This window comes from Bacteroides cellulolyticus, from assembly GCF_025567135.1.
Taxonomy (GTDB): domain Bacteria; phylum Bacteroidota; class Bacteroidia; order Bacteroidales; family Bacteroidaceae; genus Phocaeicola; species Phocaeicola cellulolyticus.
This window is the reverse complement of the sequence record NZ_JAOQJJ010000001.1, coordinates 631,487-656,066: the sequence shown is the minus strand read 5'-3', so window position 1 is coordinate 656,066 and position 24,580 is coordinate 631,487. Positions and strand designations below refer to the sequence as shown.

16 protein-coding genes are annotated in these 24,580 nt (G+C 41.0%); 10 read left to right on the top strand and 6 right to left on the bottom strand.

What is annotated here, in order from left to right:
- Window positions 1–2: 2 nt before the first annotated feature.
- The 10 genes from mazG to OCV82_RS02780 all read left to right on the top strand — a co-directional run bounded on the left by mazG (window position 3) and on the right by OCV82_RS02780 (window position 13,483).
- Window positions 3–788, top strand: coding sequence for a nucleoside triphosphate pyrophosphohydrolase (gene mazG / locus OCV82_RS02825; RefSeq protein ID WP_154043002.1), 786 nt, complete (start codon window positions 3–5; stop codon window positions 786–788).
- 90 nt (window positions 789–878) lie between these two features.
- Complete coding sequence (locus OCV82_RS02820) at window positions 879–1,151, top strand: ACT domain-containing protein (RefSeq protein WP_154043001.1); 273 nt, start codon at window positions 879–881, stop codon at window positions 1,149–1,151.
- 35 nt (window positions 1,152–1,186) lie between these two features.
- A complete protein-coding gene (locus OCV82_RS02815; RefSeq protein ID WP_154043000.1) occupies window positions 1,187–2,551 on the top strand; it encodes a PFL family protein in 1,365 nt (454 codons plus the stop codon).
- Window positions 2,552–2,848: 297 nt separating this feature from the next.
- On the top strand, window positions 2,849–4,414 hold the full coding sequence (locus tag OCV82_RS02810; protein ID WP_154042999.1) for an ATP-binding protein: 1,566 nt from the start codon (window positions 2,849–2,851) through the stop codon (window positions 4,412–4,414).
- Window positions 4,415–4,517: 103 nt separating this feature from the next.
- Window positions 4,518–5,327: a GLPGLI family protein gene (locus OCV82_RS02805; protein WP_262542827.1), complete on the top strand. Its 810-nt coding sequence runs from the start codon at window positions 4,518–4,520 to the stop codon at window positions 5,325–5,327.
- A gap of 25 nt (window positions 5,328–5,352) precedes the next feature.
- A complete protein-coding gene (locus OCV82_RS02800; RefSeq protein ID WP_154042997.1) occupies window positions 5,353–7,902 on the top strand; it encodes a carboxypeptidase-like regulatory domain-containing protein in 2,550 nt (849 codons plus the stop codon).
- Window positions 7,903–7,955: 53 nt separating this feature from the next.
- Window positions 7,956–9,278 carry a sensor histidine kinase gene (locus tag OCV82_RS02795; RefSeq protein ID WP_154042996.1) on the top strand — a complete coding sequence of 441 codons (1,323 nt, stop codon included), beginning with the start codon at window positions 7,956–7,958 and terminating at the stop codon, window positions 9,276–9,278.
- Between the two features lie 4 nt (window positions 9,279–9,282).
- Entirely contained in the window at window positions 9,283–9,975 is a 693-nt protein-coding gene (locus OCV82_RS02790; RefSeq protein ID WP_154042995.1) for a response regulator transcription factor, read from the top strand.
- A gap of 203 nt (window positions 9,976–10,178) precedes the next feature.
- Window positions 10,179–11,924, top strand: coding sequence for a phospho-sugar mutase (locus OCV82_RS02785; RefSeq protein WP_154042994.1), 1,746 nt, complete (start codon window positions 10,179–10,181; stop codon window positions 11,922–11,924).
- 191 nt (window positions 11,925–12,115) lie between these two features.
- Entirely contained in the window at window positions 12,116–13,483 is a 1,368-nt protein-coding gene (locus OCV82_RS02780) for an MATE family efflux transporter (protein WP_154042993.1), read from the top strand.
- 1 nt (window position 13,484) lies between these two features.
- Here the strand turns inward: OCV82_RS02780 and OCV82_RS02775 are convergent, their stop codons facing one another.
- From OCV82_RS02775 to OCV82_RS02750, 6 genes are all read right to left on the bottom strand, one after another.
- Window positions 13,485–14,225 (bottom strand): SDR family NAD(P)-dependent oxidoreductase, encoded by a 741-nt coding sequence (locus OCV82_RS02775; protein ID WP_154042992.1) that lies wholly within the window; start codon window positions 14,223–14,225, stop codon window positions 13,485–13,487.
- A 9-nt stretch (window positions 14,226–14,234) separates the two neighbouring features.
- Window positions 14,235–18,512 (bottom strand): AAA domain-containing protein, encoded by a 4,278-nt coding sequence (locus tag OCV82_RS02770; protein ID WP_154042991.1) that lies wholly within the window; start codon window positions 18,510–18,512, stop codon window positions 14,235–14,237.
- Window positions 18,512–19,303 (bottom strand): hypothetical protein, encoded by a 792-nt coding sequence (locus OCV82_RS02765; RefSeq protein ID WP_154042990.1) that lies wholly within the window; start codon window positions 19,301–19,303, stop codon window positions 18,512–18,514. The genes OCV82_RS02770 and OCV82_RS02765 overlap by 1 nt, the downstream gene beginning before the upstream one ends.
- Window positions 19,304–19,414: 111 nt before the next feature.
- The gene (locus tag OCV82_RS02760) at window positions 19,415–20,689 is read right to left on the bottom strand and encodes an MFS transporter (protein ID WP_154042989.1); all 1,275 of its coding nucleotides are present in this window, start codon (window positions 20,687–20,689) and stop codon (window positions 19,415–19,417) included.
- Between the two features lie 61 nt (window positions 20,690–20,750).
- Window positions 20,751–22,067 (bottom strand): SpoIID/LytB domain-containing protein, encoded by a 1,317-nt coding sequence (locus tag OCV82_RS02755; protein ID WP_154042988.1) that lies wholly within the window; start codon window positions 22,065–22,067, stop codon window positions 20,751–20,753.
- Window positions 22,049–24,400: a DUF4922 domain-containing protein gene (locus OCV82_RS02750; protein ID WP_262542822.1), complete on the bottom strand. Its 2,352-nt coding sequence runs from the start codon at window positions 24,398–24,400 to the stop codon at window positions 22,049–22,051. Before OCV82_RS02750 ends, OCV82_RS02755 begins: the two co-directional genes overlap by 19 nt.
- Between the last annotated feature and the right edge of the window lie 180 nt (window positions 24,401–24,580).

The window sequence follows — 24,580 nt, the reverse complement described above, 5'->3', positions numbered from 1 at the left end:
TAATGAGTACAAGAGAAGAACAGATGAAATCGTTCGGCCGTCTGCTTGATGTGCTGGACGAACTGCGTGAAAAATGTCCGTGGGACAGAAAGCAGACTAACGAAAGTCTGCGTCCCAACACAATAGAAGAAGTTTACGAACTTTGCGATGCCTTGGTTCAGAATGACAAGAAGAACATATGCAAGGAGCTGGGCGATGTACTTCTTCACGTAGTGTTCTATGCAAAGATAGGCAGTGAGACCGGAGATTTCGATATTAAGGATGTATGCGACAAACTATGCGACAAACTTATATTCCGTCATCCGCACGTATTTGGCGAAGTGAAAGCAGATACGGCTGAGAAAGTTTCGGAAAACTGGGAACAGATAAAGCTTAAGGAAAAAGACGGAAACAAATCCGTTTTGAGTGGAGTGCCTGCCGCACTTCCTTCACTGATCAAGGCATACCGTATCCAGGACAAAGCGCGTAATGTAGGCTTCGACTGGGAGGACAGGGAAGATGTATGGAAAAAGGTAAAAGAAGAAATAACCGAGTTTGAGTCAGAAGTCGGCAATATGGATAAGGAGAAGGCAGAGGCCGAGTTTGGTGATGTGATGTTCAGTCTTATCAATGCGGCAAGGCTGTATAAGATAAATCCTGACAATGCTCTGGAACGCACGAACCAGAAATTTATCCGCCGTTTCAACTATCTGGAGGAACACACCATCAAGGCTGGAAGAAACCTGAATGATATGACTCTCAGCGAGATGGACGAGTTATGGAATGAGGCAAAAAGTAAAGGACTGTAGATTTTTGCGATATTTCGAATTGAAACTCTTTCATTTTGAAATCAATTAACTATCTTTGCCGACAAATTAGTTATTAAAAATCAATTAAAGATGAATAAATCAATTATCACCGTAGTAGGAAAGGATACTATAGGTATCATTGCCAAAGTGTGTACATATCTTGCAGATAACAAAGTAAACATACTTGACATCTCGCAAACTATCGTTCAGGAATATTTCAACATGATGATGATTGTTGATATGTCAGCCATAGAAAAACCTTTTGAGCAGATTGTTACTGAAATGTCTGCTTTGGGAGAAACAATGGGTGTACAGATTAAGTGTCAGAGAGAAGAAATCTTCGACAAGATGCATCGTATCTAACTCACAAACTCAAAAACTTACAAACTCAAAAACTCATGATAAATATATCCGAGGTTATTGAAACCAATAAAATGATAGAAAAGGAAAATCTTGATGTCCGCACCATCACTATGGGTATCAACCTTCTTGATTGTGCAGATGGTAATCTTGATGTCCTTTGTCAGAATATATACAACAAGATAACCCGTCTTGCCGGAAAGCTGGTAAGTACTGGCGAAGAAATATCAAAGGAATTTGGTATTCCTATCGTAAACAAACGTATTTCTATCACTCCAATAGCTCTGGTAGGCGGTTCTGCGTGTAAGACTTCCGATGATTATGTAAAGATTGCACAGACACTTGACCGTGTGGCAGCCGAATTGGGAGTGAACTTTATTGGAGGTTACTCAGCTATCGTATCGAAGGGTATGAGCCATAGCGACGAACTGTTCATCCGTTCCATTCCTAAGGCACTGGCATGTACAGATAGAATATGCAGTTCTGTCAATGTAGGTTCTACAAAGACTGGTCTTAATATGGATGCTGTGCGTCTTATGGGTGATATCATCAAGGAAACTGCAGAGATGACTAAAGACCGTGACTCTCTGGGTTGCGCTAAGCTGGTAGTTCTCTGCAATGCTCCTGATGATAATCCGTTCATGGCAGGTGCATTCCACGGAGTATCTGAAGACGATGCTGTTATAAACGTGGGAGTAAGTGGTCCGGGAGTAGTGAAATATGCACTCGAGCAGATACGTGGAGCAAGTTTCGAAGTTCTTTGCGAGACAATAAAGCGTACAGCATTTAAGATTACGCGTGTAGGTCAGCTTGTGGCACAGGAGGCGTCTCATCGTCTTGGTATTCCTTTCGGTATTATCGACCTTTCGCTGGCACCAACACCTGCTGTGGGCGACAGTGTGGCTGAAATTCTTCAGGAGATAGGACTTGAGTATCCGGGTGCACCGGGAACTACAGCTGCCTTGGCTTTGCTTAACGATCAGGTTAAGAAAGGTGGTGTGATGGCATCATCATACGTAGGAGGTCTTAGCGGCGCGTTTATCCCTGTAAGCGAAGACCAGGGAATGATTGATGCTGTAGTGGCAGGAGCCCTTACAATAGAAAAACTGGAAGCCATGACATGTGTATGCTCTGTGGGACTTGACATGATAGCAATTCCTGGTGATACACCGGCTACATCTATTGCAGGTATGATAGCCGATGAGGCAGCCATAGGAATGATAAACCAGAAGACAACAGCTGTCCGTGTAATTCCTGTTGTAGGAAAGACTGTGGGCGAAACTGTAGAGTTCGGAGGTCTTTTGGGTTATGCTCCGGTTATGCCTATCAACCGTTTCAGCTGCGATGCTTTCGTAAACAGAGGAGGACGTATTCCTGCTCCTATACATAGCTTCAAGAACTAAAAAGAAATAATTTAGTATATATGACGAGTCTTTCTCTTTAAGAGGGTGGCTCGTCATTTTTTATATTTGCGTAAGATAGGCTTCAATTCGGAATTAAAAGTATGATAACTTTGTTTTCGCTTTGTACTACACAATGTTTGCGCTATCTTTTGATAAGCTAGGATGCGTTTCGGCATAGTCTAAATATGAAAAACTTTGTTTTTCATTTGTCTCTGCTCTCAACTTTCATTATCTTTGTAAAAGGCAAGAATGTTTACAAAATAGTCTTTATTCACTTTTAATTATTAATTCTCCAATATGAAATATCCTATAGGAATACAGAGCTTTGACCGTATAATAGAGGACGATTATGTTTATGTCGATAAGACTGATATGGTATATAGCTTAGTGCAGGAAGGCTCAATATACTTCCTAAGCCGTCCGCGCCGTTTCGGCAAGAGTCTTCTTGTATCGACACTGAAGAACTATTTTCTTGGCAGAAAGGAACTTTTCAGGGGATTGAAAATTGATGCATTGGAAAAGGACTGGAAGGTATATCCGGTATTTCATATTGATTTCAACGGTGGGGAATATACAATTAAAGGCGCATTGAGAAGTGCTATTCTAAGCTATATTACAGATTGGGAGAAACTGTACGAAATAGAAAAAGGCGAAGAAGAACTTAATCTGGGTTTCAGGTTCAAGAGAATACTCGAGGCAGCTTATAAAAAAAACAGTCTCCGTGCTGTGGTACTTATTGATGAGTATGACAAGCCTATCCTTGATGTCCTGGATTATGACAAAGATTTGGAGGAAGAGCATCGCAACGTCCTGAAAGGTTTTTATTCCACTTTCAAGGGAGCCGATGAATACCTGCAGTTCGTATTCCTGACAGGTGTAACCAAGTTCTCGCAGGTGAGTGTTTTCAGCGGATTCAATCAGCCTAAGGATATAAGTATGCATGCAAAGTATGAGACACTTTGCGGTATATCTCAGGAGGAACTGGAGAGTTTTTTCAGAGAGCCTATAGAACAGATGGCTGATGAATACAGTTGTACGTATGATGAAATGATGAAAAAGCTGAAATTGCAGTATGACGGTTATCATTTCAGTAAAAGAATGACAGATGTGTATAATCCTTTCAGTCTGCTTAATGCATTCGATTCAGGTGAAATGAATGATTATTGGTTCAAGAGTGGTACTCCGACATATCTTATCCGCCTGTTGTCGCATTCTGATGAGAATATGAACGAGATAACAGGGAAGTATTATTCTCCTGAAGAATTTATAGACTACAAAGCCAATGTTGAGCAGCCATTGCCTATGATATATCAGAGTGGCTACCTTACTATAAAGAAATTCGATTTGGAAGAAATGACATTTCTGCTTGATTTCCCAAACAATGAAGTAAAACGCGGGTTTCTTACGATGGTGGCTTCATCTTATTTTGGCGATAAAATGGAGACTGCATCATGGATAAGGAAAACTGTCTCACAATTGAAAAAAGGTGAGATAGACGATTTCCGTACCGGTATGACCGCTTTCCTTGCAAGTATTCCCTATACGATGCGACGCAAAGAGAACGAGCGCGAAAAGGAAAGATATTTCCACTATACATTCTATCTTATAATGCGCCTTATCAGTGTCTATACAGTCTATACAGAGAAGGTGCAGAGCCACGGTCGTGTGGACTGTATCGTAGAAACTCCGGACTATGTATATATTTTTGAATTCAAGCTTGACGGAACTGCCGATGAGGCTATGCGTCAGATAGATGAAAAGGGGTATGTCCGTGAATATGAGTCTGACAGCCGTAGAGTATATAAGATAGGTGCTGTGTTCTCGTCAGAGACGGGGACTATAGAGGAGTGGAAGGTAGAGTAGAGGATTCAGTTAACTCTAGTTAACCGAGTGTTAGCTATGAGTTAACCGCAAATCTGGTTCCAACATACGATCTTTGTCATATAAACATTAAATGAATGTATTTATGAGAAAGATTATTACCTTTATTCTATTTCTTTCGGCTGTTGTGCTGAATGCGCAGGAAACAGCCTTGTTTCGCGTCACATACGATTGTGATGCTTTGTACAGTAAAACACGCAAGACCTACAGATGGTTTCTGGATGTAGGCAAAACCCAATCTGTTTTCTACAATCCTAATAATAGGGCATGGACGTCGGAGTATGATAATATTTCCAAGGAAGCGGATATTGCAACAGCCCTGGTGAGGGCACAGAATGTAAATAAAAAGTATGGAAACAAGAACTCTCTGGAAGTTCTGACGGGTGCGCCATCGTCTGATAAATATACCTATATGAGGTATATCAAGACAAATAAGTTTATATACACAGAGAAACTTCCGCAAATAGACTGGGCATTATCAGACAGTACCAAAACGATTTGTGATTATCAGTGCAAGAAGGCCGTAGCAACAGTTTATGGCAGAACATGGACTGTATGGTACACACCAGATATCCCTGTTTCGGCAGGTCCTTATGTTCTGAAAGGTTTGCCCGGTGTGATTCTTGAAGCATGCGATGCTGACAATCTTTTTCATTTTGTTGCTGTAGGTCTGGAACTGAATGTTTCTGACGCCAGAATAGAGTTGTTCGAAAAGGACAAGGCTCTGAAGTGTTCACGTTCGAAATTTCTGAAACTGAGAAAAGCCGATGAAGGAAAAACTTATGGAGAAGCGGTAAAAGAATTGGGTATCAACCTGGTAAAGGCTGTTGATATCAACGGTAAAGATATAACCAATACAGTCCAGCCTACAAGTAATTATCTTGATTTGGAATAATACCATTTGAAAATACATCATTCGTATGGTTATGGTAAGAATCATTCTGTTGTGTTTCTCTCTTGCTGTTTCTTTGTGTCTGCCTGCGCAATCTTCTGCCGTTTTCTCTGGTAAGGTGGTTGATACATCCGAAAATGGAATGTATGGAGTGAATATTGTGGTTTATAATGAATCCGGCAGGCAGCTGTGTTATGCCATTTCAGATGCTGAAGGTAACTTTACTCTTAAGTCTGTAGGTGGAATTGCATATATCAGGTTCAGCTTTCTGGGGTATGAAACACAGACTGTGAAGTATAATCCTGCGGTAAATAAGGTTGTTGTCAGAATGAAAGAAACAAGCTTTCAGCTTCGTGAGGTTTCTGTAAAAGCCGAACGTATAAGTGAAAGGGGTGATACTCTGACATATTCCGTAGCAGGTTTCAAGCAGATACAGGACCGCAGTATAGCCGATGTGATAAGGAAAATGCCAGGTCTGGAAGTAAAGCCTAACGGCAGTATATCTTATCAGGGAAAATCGATAAATCATTTTTACATTGAAGGTCTTGATCTGATGGGAAGTCAATATGCCCAGGCCAGCAATAACATATCGGCAGACAAGGTGGAGAGTGTTCAGGTCTTGGAAAATCATCAGGCTGTAAAGTCCTTGCGTGATATTGAGTTCAGTGATAAAGCAGCATTGAACATAGTTCTTAAAGATGATGCCAAGTCTGTTTGGACGGGTTTGGCTGATATAGGATTGGGATGGGCGGAAAAGAGTGATGGCTTCCTTTACGAGAACCGTCTGAAGGGGATGAATTTCAAGAAGAATTTCCAGACATTGTTGCTTTATAAAAACACCAATACAGGGACAAATATTGCAGATGAGATTTTAAGCCTTTCCGACTTGTTGGAATATCGTGGAGAAGCGAATATTATCAGTTTGCTCGATTTGGGCGGTCCTGCCTTTGATGTCGAAAGATATACATTCAATAAAAGTCATCTTCTTTCCGGTAACTGGCTGTGGAGGACCGGAAAAGATTCAGACCTGAGGATACAGGCAAGCGGACTGTTTGACAGTGAGGAGCAGCTGAGAAATAGTTCCACTACATATCTGGATTTGGATGGTTCGCCGGTAATCACGGAGGATTGGAATGTGGAAAGCAGACGAAAGGAGGCAAAGGGAGAAATCACATATACGCTGAATAAGGAAAGGACATATCTGAAAAGCATTTCGAAAGTGTATTCCGACTGGAATGTAAGTCATGGCAATATACTTTATAATGACAGGCTTACCGCTCTTTCGGTCAAACCTTATAAACGTATGGTCTCGGAAGATTTACTGTTGTCGCATACTACGGCAGGGGGCAATGTCATTCAGTTCAATTCCTCTACCGGTTATACCCGTTTGCCGGGACAGTTGCTCACGATAAACGGCAACATTCAGTTGCTTGATATGGATTTATTCTCTTCGAAAAATCATGTGCAGTATAAAAAGAAGTTCGGAGCATTGTATTTTGAAAATATGGTGGGGTTTGACAGTCGTTATCAGAAGATAAACAGTACAGACTGGAAGCTACAGCAGTTATATTGGAGTCCGTCTGTGAGTCTGAAACATAAAGAACATGAGTTAACGGCAAAGGCCAAGGTCAGCTATGTGAATCAGTTATTGGATAATTCGGGGAATTGGGCTGCTGATAAGCTTCGTTCTTCAGACCTCTGGATTGAGCCTAACCTGAACTGGAGATGGGAAATGTCTCCCACATCGAAACTTATTCTTGATTACCGTCTGACGGCCGATCCGTATGATGCAAAGAAACTTGTTACAGAACCTCTTTTCACTTCGTATGCTCAATGTACTGTAGGAATAGGCGAACCGGAAACCCAATTTGCACATTCTCTGAGCGCTTCGTTTACTTATCGTAATCCTCTTTACGGTTTGTTTGCCTATCTGCGACCTGTGTATATTCATAATAAAGGTAACATTCTGTATAGCGGAGAACTGGATTCCGGAGTGTATAATATGGTGGCTACATCCGGGCGTTATAATACAGACTCATATATAGTTGACGGACGTATAGCCAAGAATTTCTTTTGGGCAAATACCACTCTTGGGATTGGAGGGGGAGTAAACTCCTCCGAATCGCAGATATTAGTTTCCGGAGTGTTGGCTAAAAACAGGATGAATGTGTATAATGCGTCGTTAGACTATTCATTGAAGCCTGTGAAAGGTATATCAATACAGGGTGAGTCAAAAATGATGATATGCAATAGACAGGAAAAAACAGCTCCATACAATGAAAGTGCTGTAATTGACTGGTCACATTCGCTTGGGGTAAATTTCAATCCCGCAGGCGGATGGATATTCTCGATGAATAATGAAATATATCACAGCAATGAAAAATCTTTTGGGGTGAACAGCTTCTGTGATATCTCTGTAGGGTATAAATCAAAGAAGTGGGAACTGTCGCTTGTGGCAGACAATATTATCGGCAATTCTGTTTATGAGCAGGTTAATGTAAGTTCAATCACCCGTTTTTATTCTATGACCCGACTCAGACCACGTGAATATCTCATGAAGTTAAGTGTGGATTTGTGATTATATTGCCTTAAAACTATTACTTTTGTTCTGTTAAACGGATTTATTTTGTTATGAAGATAGACAATAAACATAGATTCCTGATTATTGCAGTAATTTCAGTTGTCATGATTGCTGCTTATGAGGGGTATTGGCTTTCTGGGCTTTACAAGTCTCAACGACAGTCGTTGGAGATGCAGATCAGTTCATTGATTTCCAAGTCTGAGCTCGCAGCTTATTCGTTTCAGTTAAAACGAGAGCAACTGACAGACTCCATAGCATTTTTGAGTCCTGATAATTTGTCTAAGATTGTATCAATAAAAAGAGACTCTTCTTTTGATAATAAAATAAGGTCAATAAGTGTATATAGGCGTGACGACTTTAATAAACAGGTGGCATCTTCAGTAACTTCTCCGGAATTTTATGAAATGATGGATTCCATACTTTTTCAGAATTTTAAGGAGGCAGGTATAGATGAAATCTTCCGTCCGCTGGATACACAGGAGTTTGTATCTAATGTAAATCCCGATTCTGTTGTTCGAAATGGATATATCATAGTTAAATCAACTTTTGGTAAAACACCTTATTCATTTGATACTGGGCTGATGACCGGATATATACTGTTGAATATGTCCGGCATTATATTCACTTCGTTGATGGTTGTCGCCATAGTGGTGTTCTCTTTCTGGTTTTTCATAAGTACTCTGAAAAAGCAGATGGAACTGGACGAGATGAAAAGCAGCTTTACGAGCAATATCACTCACGAACTGAAGACTCCTATTGCAGTGGCATACGCGGCAAATGATGCTTTGCTGAATTATGGCTTGGCGGACAATCCTGTAAAAAGGGAGGAATACCTGCTTGACACCAAGGAACAGCTGGAAAAACTGAGTGCCCTTGTGGAGCGTATCCTGTCGATGTCAATGAAGGAAAGAGGTAATTTCCGGCTGGATGTATCGGAAACAAATATAAGAGATATGTTTGAGAAAATAGTACAGGAGACCAGATTACGTACTGCAAAAGCCTGTGATATACAGATAGAGGCCGATGATAATCTGACTGCTGTATTCGACGCAAAACTGATGTCGAGCGTGGTTTCCACTTTAGTCGATAATGCGGTAAAGTATTCAGGTGAGTCGGTACGGATACAGCTTAGAGCAATCAGAAAATCAGATAAGTTGTTTATTTCAGTATCAGACAACGGGATTGGAATAGCTCCGGAACACCAGAGACATGTATTTGAGAAATTCTATCGTGTTCCTCATGGCGATGTACACGAAGTGAAAGGATATGGCATTGGTCTTTATTTTGCAAAAACGATTGTGGAAAGACATGGAGGACGGATTTCATTAACCAGTACTCCGGGGGAGGGAAGTACGTTTACAATTGAATTATAATGATATGGGAAAGATAAAAGTATTGCTTATTGAAGATGAAATAACTTTGGCGAAGATAATTAAAGATACATTGGAAAGTGTTGGATTCGACGTCTGTCTTGCATACGATGGTGAGGAGGGACTGAAACTTTTCTTTGAATCAAAACCCGATGTCCTGATTTCGGATATAATGATGCCGAAAATATCAGGACTGGATGTGGTACAGAGAATACGAAAAACAGACCAGACTACACCCGTAATATTTCTGACGGCAAAAACAGAGGTGGACGATGTAGTGGCAGGATTTGAAACAGGTGCCAACGACTATATCCGCAAACCATTTGCCATGAAGGAACTAATAGTACGTATAAAAGCTCTGACCGGACGTATTTCTTCAAAAGAGGAATCGGAACAGCATATATTTAATATTGGAGATTATGAGTTTGATGCGGACAAGGGTATTCTTTTATATATACCTACAGGTGAAACAGAACAACTTCCAAATAGAGAGACAGAGGTCTTGAAAAGATTCTGTCAGAATTTTGATTCTATTGTTCCCATGCAGAATGTGTTGCTGGAATTATGGGGAAACGATGATTTTTTCTGTACAAGAAGTCTGCAAGTACTGATAACAAGGATACGGCACCGCTTGTCGAAGGATAAACGTATCCAGATTATTAATATTAGGGGAAATGGATATAAACTTTCGTTGGATTAGTTTATTGTATTATTTGAAAGATGTTTCTTGCTGTAATCCTGATGAAATAGCAACAGGGTTTTATTTCAATTTTGATTGCTGTTGTCGTTCTTTTTGTTTTTACGTCTTATTTGATAAAAAAACATTAGGATAATTTGTTTTCATTTTATATTTTTGTGCATAATTAATCATATAATCAATAATCATTTTAATAATAACTAATCATGGGAAACGAAGAATTAATTAAGCTTTGTATTGAAAAGGCACAGAAATGGTTGACACCAGCATATGATGCTGAAACTCAGGCAGAAGTAAAACGTATGATAGAAAACGAGGACAAGACAGACTTGATTGAAGCATTCTATAAAGATCTGGAATTCGGTACAGGTGGTTTACGTGGTATCATGGGTGTTGGCTCAAACCGTATGAACATCTACACTGTAGGTGCTGCTACTCAGGGATTGTCCAACTATCTTAACAAATGTTTTGCAGGCAAGAAAGATATCTCTGTAGTTGTTGGTCACGACTGCCGTAACAACAGCCGCCTGTTTGCTGAGATTTCTGCTAATATCTTCTCTGCAAACGGTATTAAGGTATATCTTTTCGATGATATGCGTCCTACTCCTGAAATGTCGTTCGCTATCCGTCACCTTGGCTGCCAGAGCGGTATCATCCTTACTGCTTCACACAATCCAAAGGAATACAACGGCTACAAGGCATACTGGGATGATGGTGCACAGGTTCTTGCTCCACACGACAAGGGTATCATCGACGAAGTTAACAAGATTGCTTCTGCTGCAGATATCAAATTCGAAGGCAACAAAGACCTTATCCAGATTATCGGTAAGGATGTGGATGATGTTTATTTGGAAAAAGTTCACTCAATTTCTATCGATCCTGAAGTTATCAAACGTCAAAAAGATCTTAAGATCGTTTATACTCCTATCCACGGAACAGGTATGATGCTTATCCCTCAGGCTCTTAAGATGTGGGGATTCGAAAATGTTCACTGCGTACCTGAACAGATGGTAAAGAGTGGTGACTTCCCAACTGTAATCTCTCCAAACCCTGAAAATGCTGAGGCTCTTACACTTGCTATCAACCTTGCAAAGAGTATCGATGCTGATATCGTTATGGCTTCCGACCCAGACGCTGACCGCGTGGGTATGGCTTGCAAGAATAGCGAAGGCGAATGGGTACTTATCAACGGTAACCAGACTTGCTTGATCTTCTTGTACTACATCATCAAGAACCGTATCGCTATGGGTAAGATGAAGGGTAATGAGTTCGTTGTGAAGACTATCGTTACTACTGAACTTATCAAAGCTGTGGCTGACAAGAACAATATCGAAATGTATGATTGCTACACAGGTTTTAAATGGATTGCACGTCAGATCCGTCTGAACGAAGGTATCAAACAGTATATCGGTGGTGGTGAAGAAAGCTACGGATTCCTTGCTGAAGACTTTGTTCGTGATAAAGATGCAGTTTCTGCTTGTGCTCTTCTTGCTGAAATCTGTGCTTGGGCTAAGGATCAGGGCAAGACATTGTACGATGTATTGATGGAAATCTATGTTGAATACGGTTTCTCTAAGGAAGTGACTGTTAACGTAACTAAACCGGGTAAGAGTGGTGCTGACGAAATCAAGGCTATGATGGACAACTTCCGTGCATGTCCTCCTAAGGAACTTGGCGGTTCTAAGGTTGCTCTTGTTAAGGACTACAAGACTCTTAAGGCAACAGACGGCAACGGTAATGTAACAGACATTGATATGCCGGAACCATCTAACGTACTTCAGTTCTTCACAGAAGACGGTACTAAGATTTCTGTACGTCCTTCAGGTACAGAGCCTAAGATTAAGTTCTATATGGAAATCAAGGGTGAAATGGCATGCCCTAAGTGCTATGCAGGAGCATGCGCTGACGCTGAAGAAAAGATTGAAGCTGTCAAGAAATCTCTTGGTATCTGATAAGATGTCTTGCAAAGGCTTTGCAATACTTTTGCAAACGATTTTCAAATAATATTCATACTGCATCGGATGATGATTGTGAGAACAATATCGTCCGGTGCAGTTTATTTTTTGTTAAAATCCTGATAACCCTAAGTCTATGAGTGTAGAAAATACATTACCTTTGCATCCCGGTAAAAAGTACAGGATATATGGCAAAGTCTAAAGAGATGACATCTGGGGCTCCTCTGCCTCTTATATTGAATTTCACAGTTCCACTCTTATTGGGAAATCTGCTTCAGCAGACATATTCGTTTGTAGATGCTGCGATAGTGGGTAAGTTTCTTGGTATAAATGCACTGGCATCTGTAGGTGCAAGCACGTCTGTCGTGTTTCTTATCCTTGGTTTCTGTAATGGATGTTGCGGTGGTTTCGGTATTCCTGTTGCTCAGAAATTCGGTGCACGCGATTATGTCACTATGCGCAGATTTGTATCGGTCAGCCTGAAACTGGCTGGAGTGATGTCTGTTGCTATAGCCATTGTTACGAGTCTGCTTTGTGCCTATATCTTGAAATGGATGCAGACACCTGATAATATCATGGAAGGAGCTTATCTATATCTCTTGGTAACTTTTATCGGTATTCCATGTACTTTCTATTATAATCTTCTTTCCAGTATAATACGTGCATTGGGCGACAGCAAGACACCATTCTGGTTCCTTCTAATATCTACTGTACTGAACATTGTTCTCGATCTGGTATGTATCCTGGTGTTGGGATGGGGGGTTGCCGGTGCTGCTATAGCAACTGTCGTTTCGCAGGGGGTATCGGCACTTATGTGCTATAAGTATATGTATCGCAAATTTGACATTCTTAAAACTGCTCCTGCAGACAGACGTTTCCGACCTGAATTGGCGAAACAGTTGCTCTACATAGGTGCGCCTATGGGACTCCAGTTTTCCATAACAGCCATTGGCAGTATAATGCTTCAGGGTTCCAATAATGCTTTGGGGACGGCATGTGTGGCGGCATTTACTGCAGCTATGAGGATAAAGATGTTCTTCCTCTGTATGCTCGAAAGTCTTGGTATGGCAATGGCTACATACAGCGGACAGAACTACGGAGCAGGAAAACCGGAGAGAATATGGCAGGGCGTTAAAGCATCAATGTTGCTTACTGTAGCCTATGTAGCAATGGTGAATCTGGTCTTGTGGAATTTTTCTGAAGAGATAGCCATGCTGTTTGTCGATGCCTCTGAAACAGAAGTATTGGCCGACACGGCATTGTTTCTGCATGTATCGGCTTCATTCTTCATATTTTTGGGTATGGTGTGTATATTCAGATATACCATTCAGGGAGCCGGTTATACCCAGTTGTCTATGCTTTCCGGAGTGGCAGAGATGATAGCCCGTGTATTGGTCAGCGTAGTGGCTGTTCCAATGTGGGGATACTGGGCGGTATGCTTTGGTGATCCTGTGGCATGGATGTTTGCCGTGGCCTTTCTTCTTCCGGCATTCAGATATGTATATCGCAGATTATGTCATATAGTGGAAAAAGAGAAAGTTCTGCATACTGCATGATTTAGTTTTTCACTTTCATCCTTTTCCAGATGCATCGCGGTATGAGTTTCCAGAAGAATACCAGTATGCTGTATTTCCAGTCTATCACAGCTATTCTTTTATTTCTCTTTAAGGCTTTTACTATCAGCTTTGCTGCGTATGACGTTTTCATCAGCATAGGATAATTCTTGCCGTCGTTAAGCAGACTTGTAGCGACGAATCCGGGGCGTATGTCCGTGAAACGGATATCCAGCTTCTGCATAGTGGCAAGTTGCTCTAATGCATCAATATATGTATTTTGAAATCTTTTTGTGGCAGAATATGCAGGTGCTACACCCAAACCTTTCGTTCCGGCAATGGAACTTATCACTGCAATATGTCCTCTGCCTTTTTCCCTGAAATATCTGAAAGAAGTACCTACCAGTCTGGTAAATCCGGTTCCGTTTGTTTCAAGTGTATTCAGTTCTATATCGGCATCAAGTCTCGCATTCTGATATCCTATACCAGAACTGTGGAAATACATATCCATACCGCCAAGTTCGCCAATCAGAGATAGAAGTTCCTCGTCGGCATTGCAGTCCTTTACGTCTATGGCTTTTACGCATACCTGTCCTGGATATTCCGACTGTAATTTTTTCAGGTTCTCTTCTCTTCGGCCTGCCACTCCCAGTTTCCAGCCATCTGCAAGCAGAAGTCGTGCCACTTCATAGCCTAATCCTGAAGTAGCTCCCATAATTACTGCACGTTTCGTATTGTTTGTCATTGCTGTTCTTTATCTGTTTGATTTTATTTCGTAAATAAATTCTTTATATTCAGGAATATTAGTGTTTTTCCCTAAATAATATTTTGCTATCATTGGCATCTGCTCATTTAGGCTGATAAACTCTCTTCCCAAGTGACTGCAGAATGCCATATATGCATTCCTGTTAGCCATGTTTCCTGCATCATCCCTGTATATGGTGATGTAGTGGTTCGTTGGGCGTGCATGTACCACCTGGTTTATGTGCATGGCAAGATGTCTTGCTTCGATAGGGGATATGCATCCCATAATGTTCGACATATTGAATATAACAAGTTCAGGAAGTACGGAGTGTGATTTCCAGAAACTGTCGCTTACAGCCGTGATGCGTGGATACAGACTCCATTTCACGTGTTTGTAGTTTTCTGATGTAAGGAATTTTTCGCTCGTTTGTCCCATTTCTTCCGTAGGGTATATTCCCAAGTAATATATATCCGTATGGCTCAGCTGCCTGCACAGGTCTATGAATGCCAGGCCTGATGCAGCCGATTCATATGATATATCGCAGAATACCACTCTTCCCGAAACATTTCGTATGGCATTCCTCAGCCAGTTTCCACAGTCCTCGTACATTGCCATGGCAGCCGAATATTGTTTTCTCATTTCATGAAAGTTGAACAGTAGGGCGTAGTCATCTGTTTTCAAGCCGTGTAAAGAGTTGAAATCTGTTCTCCCGTATGAAATCAGTTCCTTGGCACGTGCGACATCCATTCCTGATAAATGGACTTTCTCCGAATATTGTTTTTCTATAATATCCTTGAATGCTTGTTCAAATTCCGGTTTTATGGAATACGATTTATCATCCGTTTCCCAGTTCATGTCGTATGAAGGTATAGTAAAGTTACCTTTACAGAAGTCATCTGTATTGGTATCAATAAACCCGTTGTTCATGCGGATATATTCCATCAGTTTATAGAACGTGATGTTCGCACTAAGCACCTGCGGATTGCCTGTCATTATCATCTGCTTTCTGGCACGGGTGATGGCTACATTCAGTTTCCTGTCTATGATTGCATTTTCCTCGCGGAAAGTGTTCGATGTAAGGAAATTCAGCTGGCTGGTATTTCTTACGGTGAAGGAATATATTATAATATCCCTTTGGCTTCCCTGATATCTTTCTACAGTGTCTATGGAGATATTCATCAGTTCCGGAATGCCGAGAGATGAAATTTCCTTTCTTATCATTGCTATCTGATTGCGATATGGCACAATGATTCCTACAGTTTTGTCTGTATCAAAATAGTTTTCTGTCAGGCTGTAAATTCTTTTCAACAATGCGGCTATGATTTTTGCTTCGTTTATGTTGGCTTTATCCGATGATGCTGATATATTTTCCGGGGTAGGTGCAGTGATGAAAACCATCCTTCTCGAAGTTAGAAGCTTTTCTATCATATCTGGATTTTCCGGAATATTTGCATACGGCAATTCCTCTTCCTGATGGGGTAGAGGTACACATTCCAGGTACTCACGGCTATAGAACGTCGTGTTTGGGAATTCGGCGATAGCCGGATGCATTCGTCCCTGTTTCCTCAGTACGCTTTTAGCCTTTTCATCGCTCTGTCTGTACAGTCTTTCGAACAGCGAGTTTCTGCAATCATACAGTCCTATGGTATTCAGAAGAGGGTCTGTAATCTTTGCGCTTTCTGCATTTTGGAGTGCAATGGCAGGCAACTGTTTGTAATCGCCTATAAGCACGAATTTATCTATTGCATTATAGTTGCCACTCCTGGCAGAGAGTATTCCTATCAGGTCGGGTTCAAGAATCTGCGAAGCCTCGTCTATTATTGCCATATCGAAGTGCTTTATGTCGAACAGATTGAGTCTGTTGTTTATGGCGGTAGTCGTTCCTACGAATATCCTTGTATCCGAAATTTTCTTTTTGATATCAGTCAGTTTCGGACAGTCTTCCAACTGATTTTTCAGTAGGAATGGTTCGAATCTTTTGTCGCACGACATTTCATGCCCTATACGAATAAAAGGGGTATCGGATGCTATTCCGGAATCAACAAGCATACTGCAAATCTCATCTACAGCCCTGTTGGTATATGATAATAACAGTATGGACGTATTTTTTTCTGAAAGAGCTTCTTCAACCATAAATCTCAATGCACACGAAGTCTTTCCCGTACCCGGAGGTCCTACAAGCAAGAAGTAGTCCTCTGCCTGTTTCTCCTTGAGAATGATTTCATCAAAACGTCCATAGCTGCCGTTCAACTTTACTCCCTCATTAAACGATGGTTCTCTGGCCCCAAGGAGAAGTTCCTTTCTGTCTGTACGTGCAGAAAGGAAAGAGAAAAGCCCTCTTATTCCTGCCGAAGCGGAAACGTCCGAAGAATCATGTTCTATGGCAAAAGTATCGTTATTTCCACCTATTATGTCCTTGTTCTGCTGTCCGTTCCTCAGTATTATCGTTATATTGTCGGGAGTTATTTCTGTTATGTTTCCTTTCATGAGAATTTCGTCTCTCACGTCTGGTTTTTCTGTATATGGATAGAATATTATTATATCTCCTTTTCTGAAGTTGGGCAGGAAATCATCTCCTTGAGCAGGTATGCTGAGTTCTATCAGGTCATATCCCTTGTTGGGTGAACTCTTGCGTTTGTCCTTTATTTTCAGACCGGTAAGGATATTACCGTTTTCTATTTTCTCGGCCAACGGAGTGTTCCAAACCGAGGCAAATCCTCTGGATAAGTCGTCACTGCCGCCTGTGCGAGCCAGTACCGATTCTTTTGATATGAATGTAAAGAAACGCTGGAAATAAGCCTTTTCCAGTGATGAGCAGTGCTTCAGAGTCTGAATTGTTTTATAAAGTTCAGGTTCCTGATAGTCGGTCCACAGTTTGTTGTGTACCTGAAGTTCGTTCAGCAGGTCTGTATCAATTTCTTCTGTCACTTTAGAAATGGCTCCTTCGCTGAAAGCCATTTCGTTGCACACTATCATGTTTCTCAGTTTGATACTTTCACGGAATAGTTTGTCGGTAAAGTGTTCAATGATAAGTCCGTCTGTATATCTGGAATAAAGCAGGAAGGTCTGCATATCTTCAGTGGCCTTTCCGAAATTATACATCAGAACACCCTGATACAGCATCATCTGTATGAAATGGTCTTCCTTATGCCTTTTGTTGTACTCATCCTTTTTGCCTGATTTTTGTTCTATCAGTACCTTGAAATCCTTCTGAAGCAAGTCCACACGTCCCTGCAAACCGAGTTTTTCGCATATAAACGATGCTTCAAGCATAACCTTGTTTCTGTCGAAAGAAGGAATGCTGTGCGGTAGAATATCGTTTACGAAGGAACGAATATTCATCATCTGTGCCTGTGCCATTGTATGGAAATTGTCAGGTATAGGGCAGGTACAGAAATCAAGTGCCGAAGCCGAGAAAAATTTTTTCAGACTGCCTGCGTATGTCACAGGTTGTGTATTCCTTTCGTTTATATAATCGTCCAGAAACAGTCCGGCGAGGTTACCCATAAGTATGTGGTGAGTATTTGCCTTAGGCTTTATTCGGCTCATGAAAAAGTTCAACGGATGATGTCCGTACTCCCTGAAGCATGAAGCCAGCGAACTTATGTCGAGCAGAAAGTCCGGATGCAGTATTATCAGTTCCGGTATATAGTGGTTTTCTTCATCTACTTTAACACCAAGCAGGTTTATCTGCATGTTTTCCTCAAGCAGATCATTCAGATACAGCATGTCGCCGTTAAATCCTCCCTTGGCATAGTTGATTACTATCATCGGATCCTCATCGCTGTCGGTAGATGCGAAAATCAGATTTTCGTTCCAGCTGTTCACCGATGCTCTCACGTAAGGAATATGTGACAGGCGTGTTCCGCTGTACGGACGGTTGGAATGCGGTATCTGCGGAAGTATGGATGCCGGTATGTCCTCTTCAAAACCTAGTGATATAAATCTTACTATTGCCCTGAGGTCGTAGAGATATTCGTTCATGTCCGGCTGGAAGTTATCACCCATTGCTGAATTACAGTTACGCCTCATTGTCTGTATGGCGTATCTGTCTGAAGGAGTCATCTTCTTCTCCTTGCATATAAAGTCCAGTCTGGAGAACATATTTGCAAATGAAGCCGTCACTTCTGTGGTGAGTTCGTAACATGCCTGTTGCAGAACCTTATATAGCAAAATATACTTAGCCCGCAGGTTGTCTTGCGACGCTGCGGGCTGAGTATGTATTTTTTCTATTCTTTGGAAAAAATCAAAAGACTGTATATCTATGTGTTCCGGTCTGTCTGTCATCAGTTTTCGGTTGTGTCTTCCAGAATATATTCAATTGTTGCCTTTTCAAGTCTAGGATACTGACTCTGATATGTTTCAGTCACATCATGTCGAAGAACCTTATATGTGTAATTGTTTTCAGTTTTATCAATCAGATCCAATTCTATTTTGTTGTTTCCTGCCAGTGATATGTCGAAACTTAATATCTTGTTTCCATTTTCCGGATCGTAAGATTCTTTCTGACTGAAAATTCCTGTTACTGCACTTGCACCCTTTTGTGGATATATGGTAACATTACCTCCGTTAAGCTCTTCTACAGTATAGGTAAATTCTATAGATCCTCCAGTCTTCATTATTGCGCTGTTTGTTATATCTTCTTCAATCATTTTTGTTTCATCCTGAGTTAATGCTCCTCCTATAACTTCAGTAGAGATATTATTTACATGGAATATGCGTGCCTGATTTTTAACGGTTATAACAAATCTGCTTTCATTCTTCTCGTAATCAGTAATACGCATAATGCCATTTCCTATCTTTACTGGAGTAAGCGATAATTTTTCTCCATTGTATTCATAGCTGACGATATCTTTGTTAAGATTTTCCAGTATATATTTTCCGTTGCCTCCCTTGATGTAGAAATCCTGTCCTTCTGTGAAAGCATCGATATATATAGTGTCATTATTTGTAATATGAGTCTTTCCGTCAGCACTGACCAATGTTATCGGAGCATAGCTTTCACCGCAAGAGGCAAGGAAAGCTGTTAATAATATATTAGTAATTACAATTAGAGTTGATAATAGATTTCGTTTCATATGTTTCATTTTTTTGTTATTATGTCACAAAGATATATGTTTAAATGAAAAATCAAAAAGATATTTTATGGTAATATTCAAGTAAGTTATGTCCCATTTTTCTGTTTATACTCATTTCTTTCCGAAATTGTTATCAATTTTCAGCAATGATGTAACCCAGAACGTCGCAGCCGTGCATACCATAATCCATATAAAGAACATACGGTATCCCATGGTTTCCTGCAGCCATCCGGCTATCATTCCCGGAAGCATCATTCCCAAAGCCATAAATGCTGTACATATTGCATAGTGTGCAGTTTTGCTTTCTCCCTGCGAGAAATAAATCATGTAGAGCATATATGCAGTAAAACCGAAACCATAACCGAATTGTTCGATGAAAATACATAAATTTATTACTTCCAGACTGCTGTTCTGAAAGAAACTCAAATATACATAAACTATGTCGGGCAGTGATATAGCCCATACCATAGGCCAGAGCCATTTTTTCAGTCCGTGACGAGAAACTGCAATTCCTCCAAGAATCCCGCCTATTGTGAGACCTATCACTCCTACAGTACCTTGAGTGAAACCAATCTGTTCCGTAGTCATTCCCATACCGCCTTTTTCCAATGGGTCAAGCAGGAATGGAATACCCATTTTGGCCAACTGAGCTTCCGGCAGACGGTAAAGGAGCATGAAAAGGATAGCCGTAACTGCCTGTTTCTTTTTGAAGAACGAGCGGAATGTACCTATGAATGACGACAGAATACCCTCTGAATTGCTGTTACTTATTTTTATGTCTGAAGATGGGCGGGGTAGGATATATCTGTGGTAAAGCCACAGGCCTATGAACAGTCCCGACAGAATATAGAAAGTAATGCTCCATGCCCGGCTGATATTTCCACTGCTGCTTTCCAGATAACCGGCAAGCATGATAAGTCCACCCTGTCCGGTTATTGTTGCAAGACGGTAGAAGGTACTCCTTATTCCTACAAACAGTGCCTGCTCGTGTTGCGAAAGTCCTATCATATAGAATCCGTCGGCTGCTATATCGTGAGTGGCGGAGCTGAATGCCATAAGCCAGAATATTGCGAGAGTGGTTTGCAGAAATGAATCTGTAGGAATAGTAAAAGCTATTCCTGCCAGTCCTGCACCTATCAGCAATTGCATTGAGGTAATCCAGTAGCGTTTGGTTTTTATGATGTCGATGAACGGACTCCAAAGCGGTTTGATAACCCATGGAAGGTTCAGCCAACTGGTATATAGAGCCACTTCCGTGTTCGAAATTCCCATTCGTTTGTACATCACCAGCGATATAATCATAACAGCCACGTAAGGAAGACCTTCGGCAAAATAAAGCGAAGGTACCCATGTCCATGGCGAACGTGTTTTTATTGTTTCATTCATATTATTTTAAAGTACAAAAGCCAATTCTAACAACTACTAACTAACAACTGATTTCTCTACACTAATAAACTTTCTTTATTTCAGCATCCCTGTAATAATGTAAAAGAATTTTGTCGTAGGAATAACTTTTTTCGCCCATCATGGCTGCGCCAATCTGGCATAAACCTACTCCGTGTCCCCAGCCGGCACCGGTTATAGTAAACTCTGACGGAACGCTGCCTGCAACTTCTGTTTTGTCAATTACAAAAGCCGAACTGAACAGATGGCTTTCCGACAAAGCACGGCGTATTTCCAGTTCCTTGCCGATAGTTACAGTGCGCAGAGTCCCTACTATTTTAAGTCTTGAAATTCTTCCTGACTTTCCCCTTTGCATTGGGATGAGATCTTTAATATCTCCAAACTCAATACCTGTCTTCCTGTGAATGAGTTCCGATATTTCCTTTTGCGAATATTTCACTTTCCAACGGTAGAAATCGGTAGTTTCCTGATCATAGTTGTTCAGAATCTGTTTCATAACCTTTTCATCGTGCGTATTGCAGAATGCGGTAGGAGTGGCGCGAATCCATTTTTCGGCATTCTCTTCAATACTGAGGTCCGGTATGTCCTTGTTTTCAGAATCGTCAATGACAGGCTGCAGATACGGATAATCCTTGTCTTCCCAACAGGTATCGAATGTTTCCGAAATACCTCCACAACATTTTGAAAATCTCGCGTCGCATATTTCATCACCATACATAAGTACCATACCCTCAGTATCTTTCACAGCTTTTGCTACAGACGGGTTTGATGCTTTTGTGATTCCCTGATACCTCTGACAGTGGTCGTCGGCACATACATCGAAAAGTTTATGATCCTCACGGTCGTACCATCTTATTATACTGTTCTCATCTGTTGTGAAATTTTGTTGTAAAGATTTATGTACATTTTTCCTATCTCTGTTTTCAATTTGTGCAAGAAGCCAGCTACGCGATATTACCGCATGCGATTTCAAGAATTCCAGCGATGACGTGGCGCTCATTTCTGAAGAAATCACACTCACCAGATAATCCTCAACAGGCAATATGTTTATGGCTATCACATTATCTCCATCTGTAATCAGTTTTAATTTTCCGGTGAAAGTCTGCTCCTCCTGCCTTTCCCAATGATAGGAGATACCTATTGTTACGTTATGAAGTGTAAACGAACAGTTGCTGTCTTCCGGAGTGAGTTCTATGGACTCAGTTTTTTTTGTACCCAATGAGATTTCCCCATTCCCAGTTACAGATGCTTTAAGATGTCCCGTTACGACTTCTCCTTCTTGTGTCAGGTATTCGCCATTCAGAGTAAATGAGATTTCTTTCCCCGCTACTATACCTACATTTATATATGGTTTTTCCATGATGATACTTCCTTGTAAATCTTTTTTATGTCTGATTCTGTTATTTTTAAGAAATCCTCTTCGCGTGGAGTTACTATAAGACCAGCCATATCCAGTGCTCCAGGACTGACAAATATCTGTTCTTTACCTTCTGCAAAATAGCATGATGGACGGTGCGCTTCTCTCGGAAAATATGCAGTTATAAACTTACCGTCTGTATCTCTCCATGCAAACATATTGAATCGTGGTTCAGTTTCACCTTCATGTGTAGTCAGTGAGTTTAGATATCTGTTGAGTAGTTCTGTATCAATGTTGCCAGAGTTAGAAATAAAAGCTTTTATCGGGCATATATAGCCATTGACTGAGAAACTTGTACACATATCTCCGTTCTGCATTTCTACAGTTTCATCTTTGACTGCAGATTTGAATATTTCGTTCCATTGGGCAATAAAAGGAATATCCTCCTTTCTGGCAGCCTGGAAATGGAAATGATCCGGAGCCGATGCGCCGCACTTAGCGCCATTATAGAATATGGCATATCCGTGTCCGAAATAATCCTCTACTTTTTGAAGAACCTTTCCCGGCAGTTGCATATTCATCTTGTCTGCCAGTGTCTGTGGAATGTGTTCTTCCGAAGAAATCGTCAGATGTCCCGGCAGAATAGGATATGGGTTTATTCTGACGCTGAATTTCATTCCTGCATCAATGCTTATTGAATACTGTTCTTCAGGCTTGTTTTTCATGCAGAGGAAGCACGGACGTGCTTCGATGGATGATTTGTCAAGTTTTGCCAGTGTAGATACTGCTCTTGCCGGATTGAACTGCACCTTGATATTGTTTCCGTTGATATTGAAACTTTTGGTTTTGATGTCTTTCAGCGCTTCATGGTTCTTGCGACAAAGCTCCCATTTTTCGAACTGTGCGGCAATGAATTCTTCAGCTTCTTTTTCTGCCAGTCCGAGTCTTCTGTTTATCTCCAAAGTGCGCAGACTGTCTTTATATGCATTGTTCTGGTTAATCTTCTCAATGCTCAATGCCGCATCAGAGTTTCCTTCCCAGCGGCGGCACAGATATACCACATCGTAAATTCTTCCAATCTTGTAATTTCTTGAAAATGCCAGTCCCAGTGCATAGTCCTCTCCATAGCTTGTGTTCGGAACTCTTGTTTCACGCAACAGTGGAGTGAAGAAAGCGCGTGGAGCGCCGAGCCCGTTTATGCGCAAAGCGTTGTTATGACCATTCTCGTCTGTCCACTCTTTGTGGTCAATCACTCCCGGAGGCAACGTCTCCAGACTGAAGTTTGTCATCCTGTACGAGCCTATAACCATGGCGCATTTCTCTGTACGGAACTTATCCACTATAGTCTGCAGTGTGTGCGGACTGCTGTAGAGGTCATCGCTGTCTAGTTGTACAGCATAACGTCCGCATTCAGGATGGTCAATACCAAGATTCCAGCATCCGCCTATACCTAGGTCGGTACGTTCCGGAACTATGTGTATCACATTCTTATTATTTTTATACTTATCTATGCATTCGGTAGTGCCGTCAGTAGAATGATTGTCTATTATTATAATGTTGAATTTGAAATCCGTTTCCTGTTCCAGAACCGACTTTATTGCATCATCAATAGTCTTCACTCTGTTTCTCACAGGAATAATGACCGAAGCTTCGTATGCAAAATTGCCTTCCTCGGTATCTATCAGTCTGTTTCTTTGCGGGAGATAAGCACCTATTTGTTTCAGATGATATGTAAAAGCCTCTTCACGCTCAATCTGTACGCTACGGTTGCGAGGATCAACATAGTCAAACTGTTTCTCGCCAGATTTTCGCAAATCGTCTTCTACTTCTGTATATAAAAACTCCCTGATATGGATAATGTCAGCAATTCTCGAAACAGCCAGTCGCAGTGCATAAAGTCCCGAGAATAAATATTCCTTCTGTGCGATCAGGCTTTCGGCTGCTTTTCTGAAAACATCAGTTCTGAACATTATCAGTGAACCGAAGTCGAAGTCATCGCGTACACTTCCTTTCTGATAGTCGATAACAGGATGAGACAGACGTGTATCTTCCTTCATGATGTAATGGTCGGCATAAGTCATACCGGCATTGTCTGCCATAAGATAGTCTGCCATGCGCTCTATGGCTTTATATCCCAGATTTATAGGATATGGTTTGGTGTATATCAGTATAAAATCCGTGTCTGCCTGCCGTAAGATATTTCTTATTCCCTGAGTAGAGTTAATTTCGTTGATTTTCAGTGCTATAGTCTGCTTCACTCTGTTGCATTCTTTCATTATATGTCTTGCAATGCTTTCATCTTCGGAAACGGTGAAGCAAGTTATGTCTTTATTCATAGTCATTCTTTTTTGTTTATCAAAATTATGAAAAAGGCCTAAGTGATTGAGAATTAGTAGTAGCTACCAACTAACTGTAGTAAAAGGTTACGGATTAGTCAGTTATCTACTGTTTGAAGAAAAGAAGTTGGTTGTCTTTGTTGTATTCCATTCTCAAGTCTTAGTCCTTTTATCTTTTGC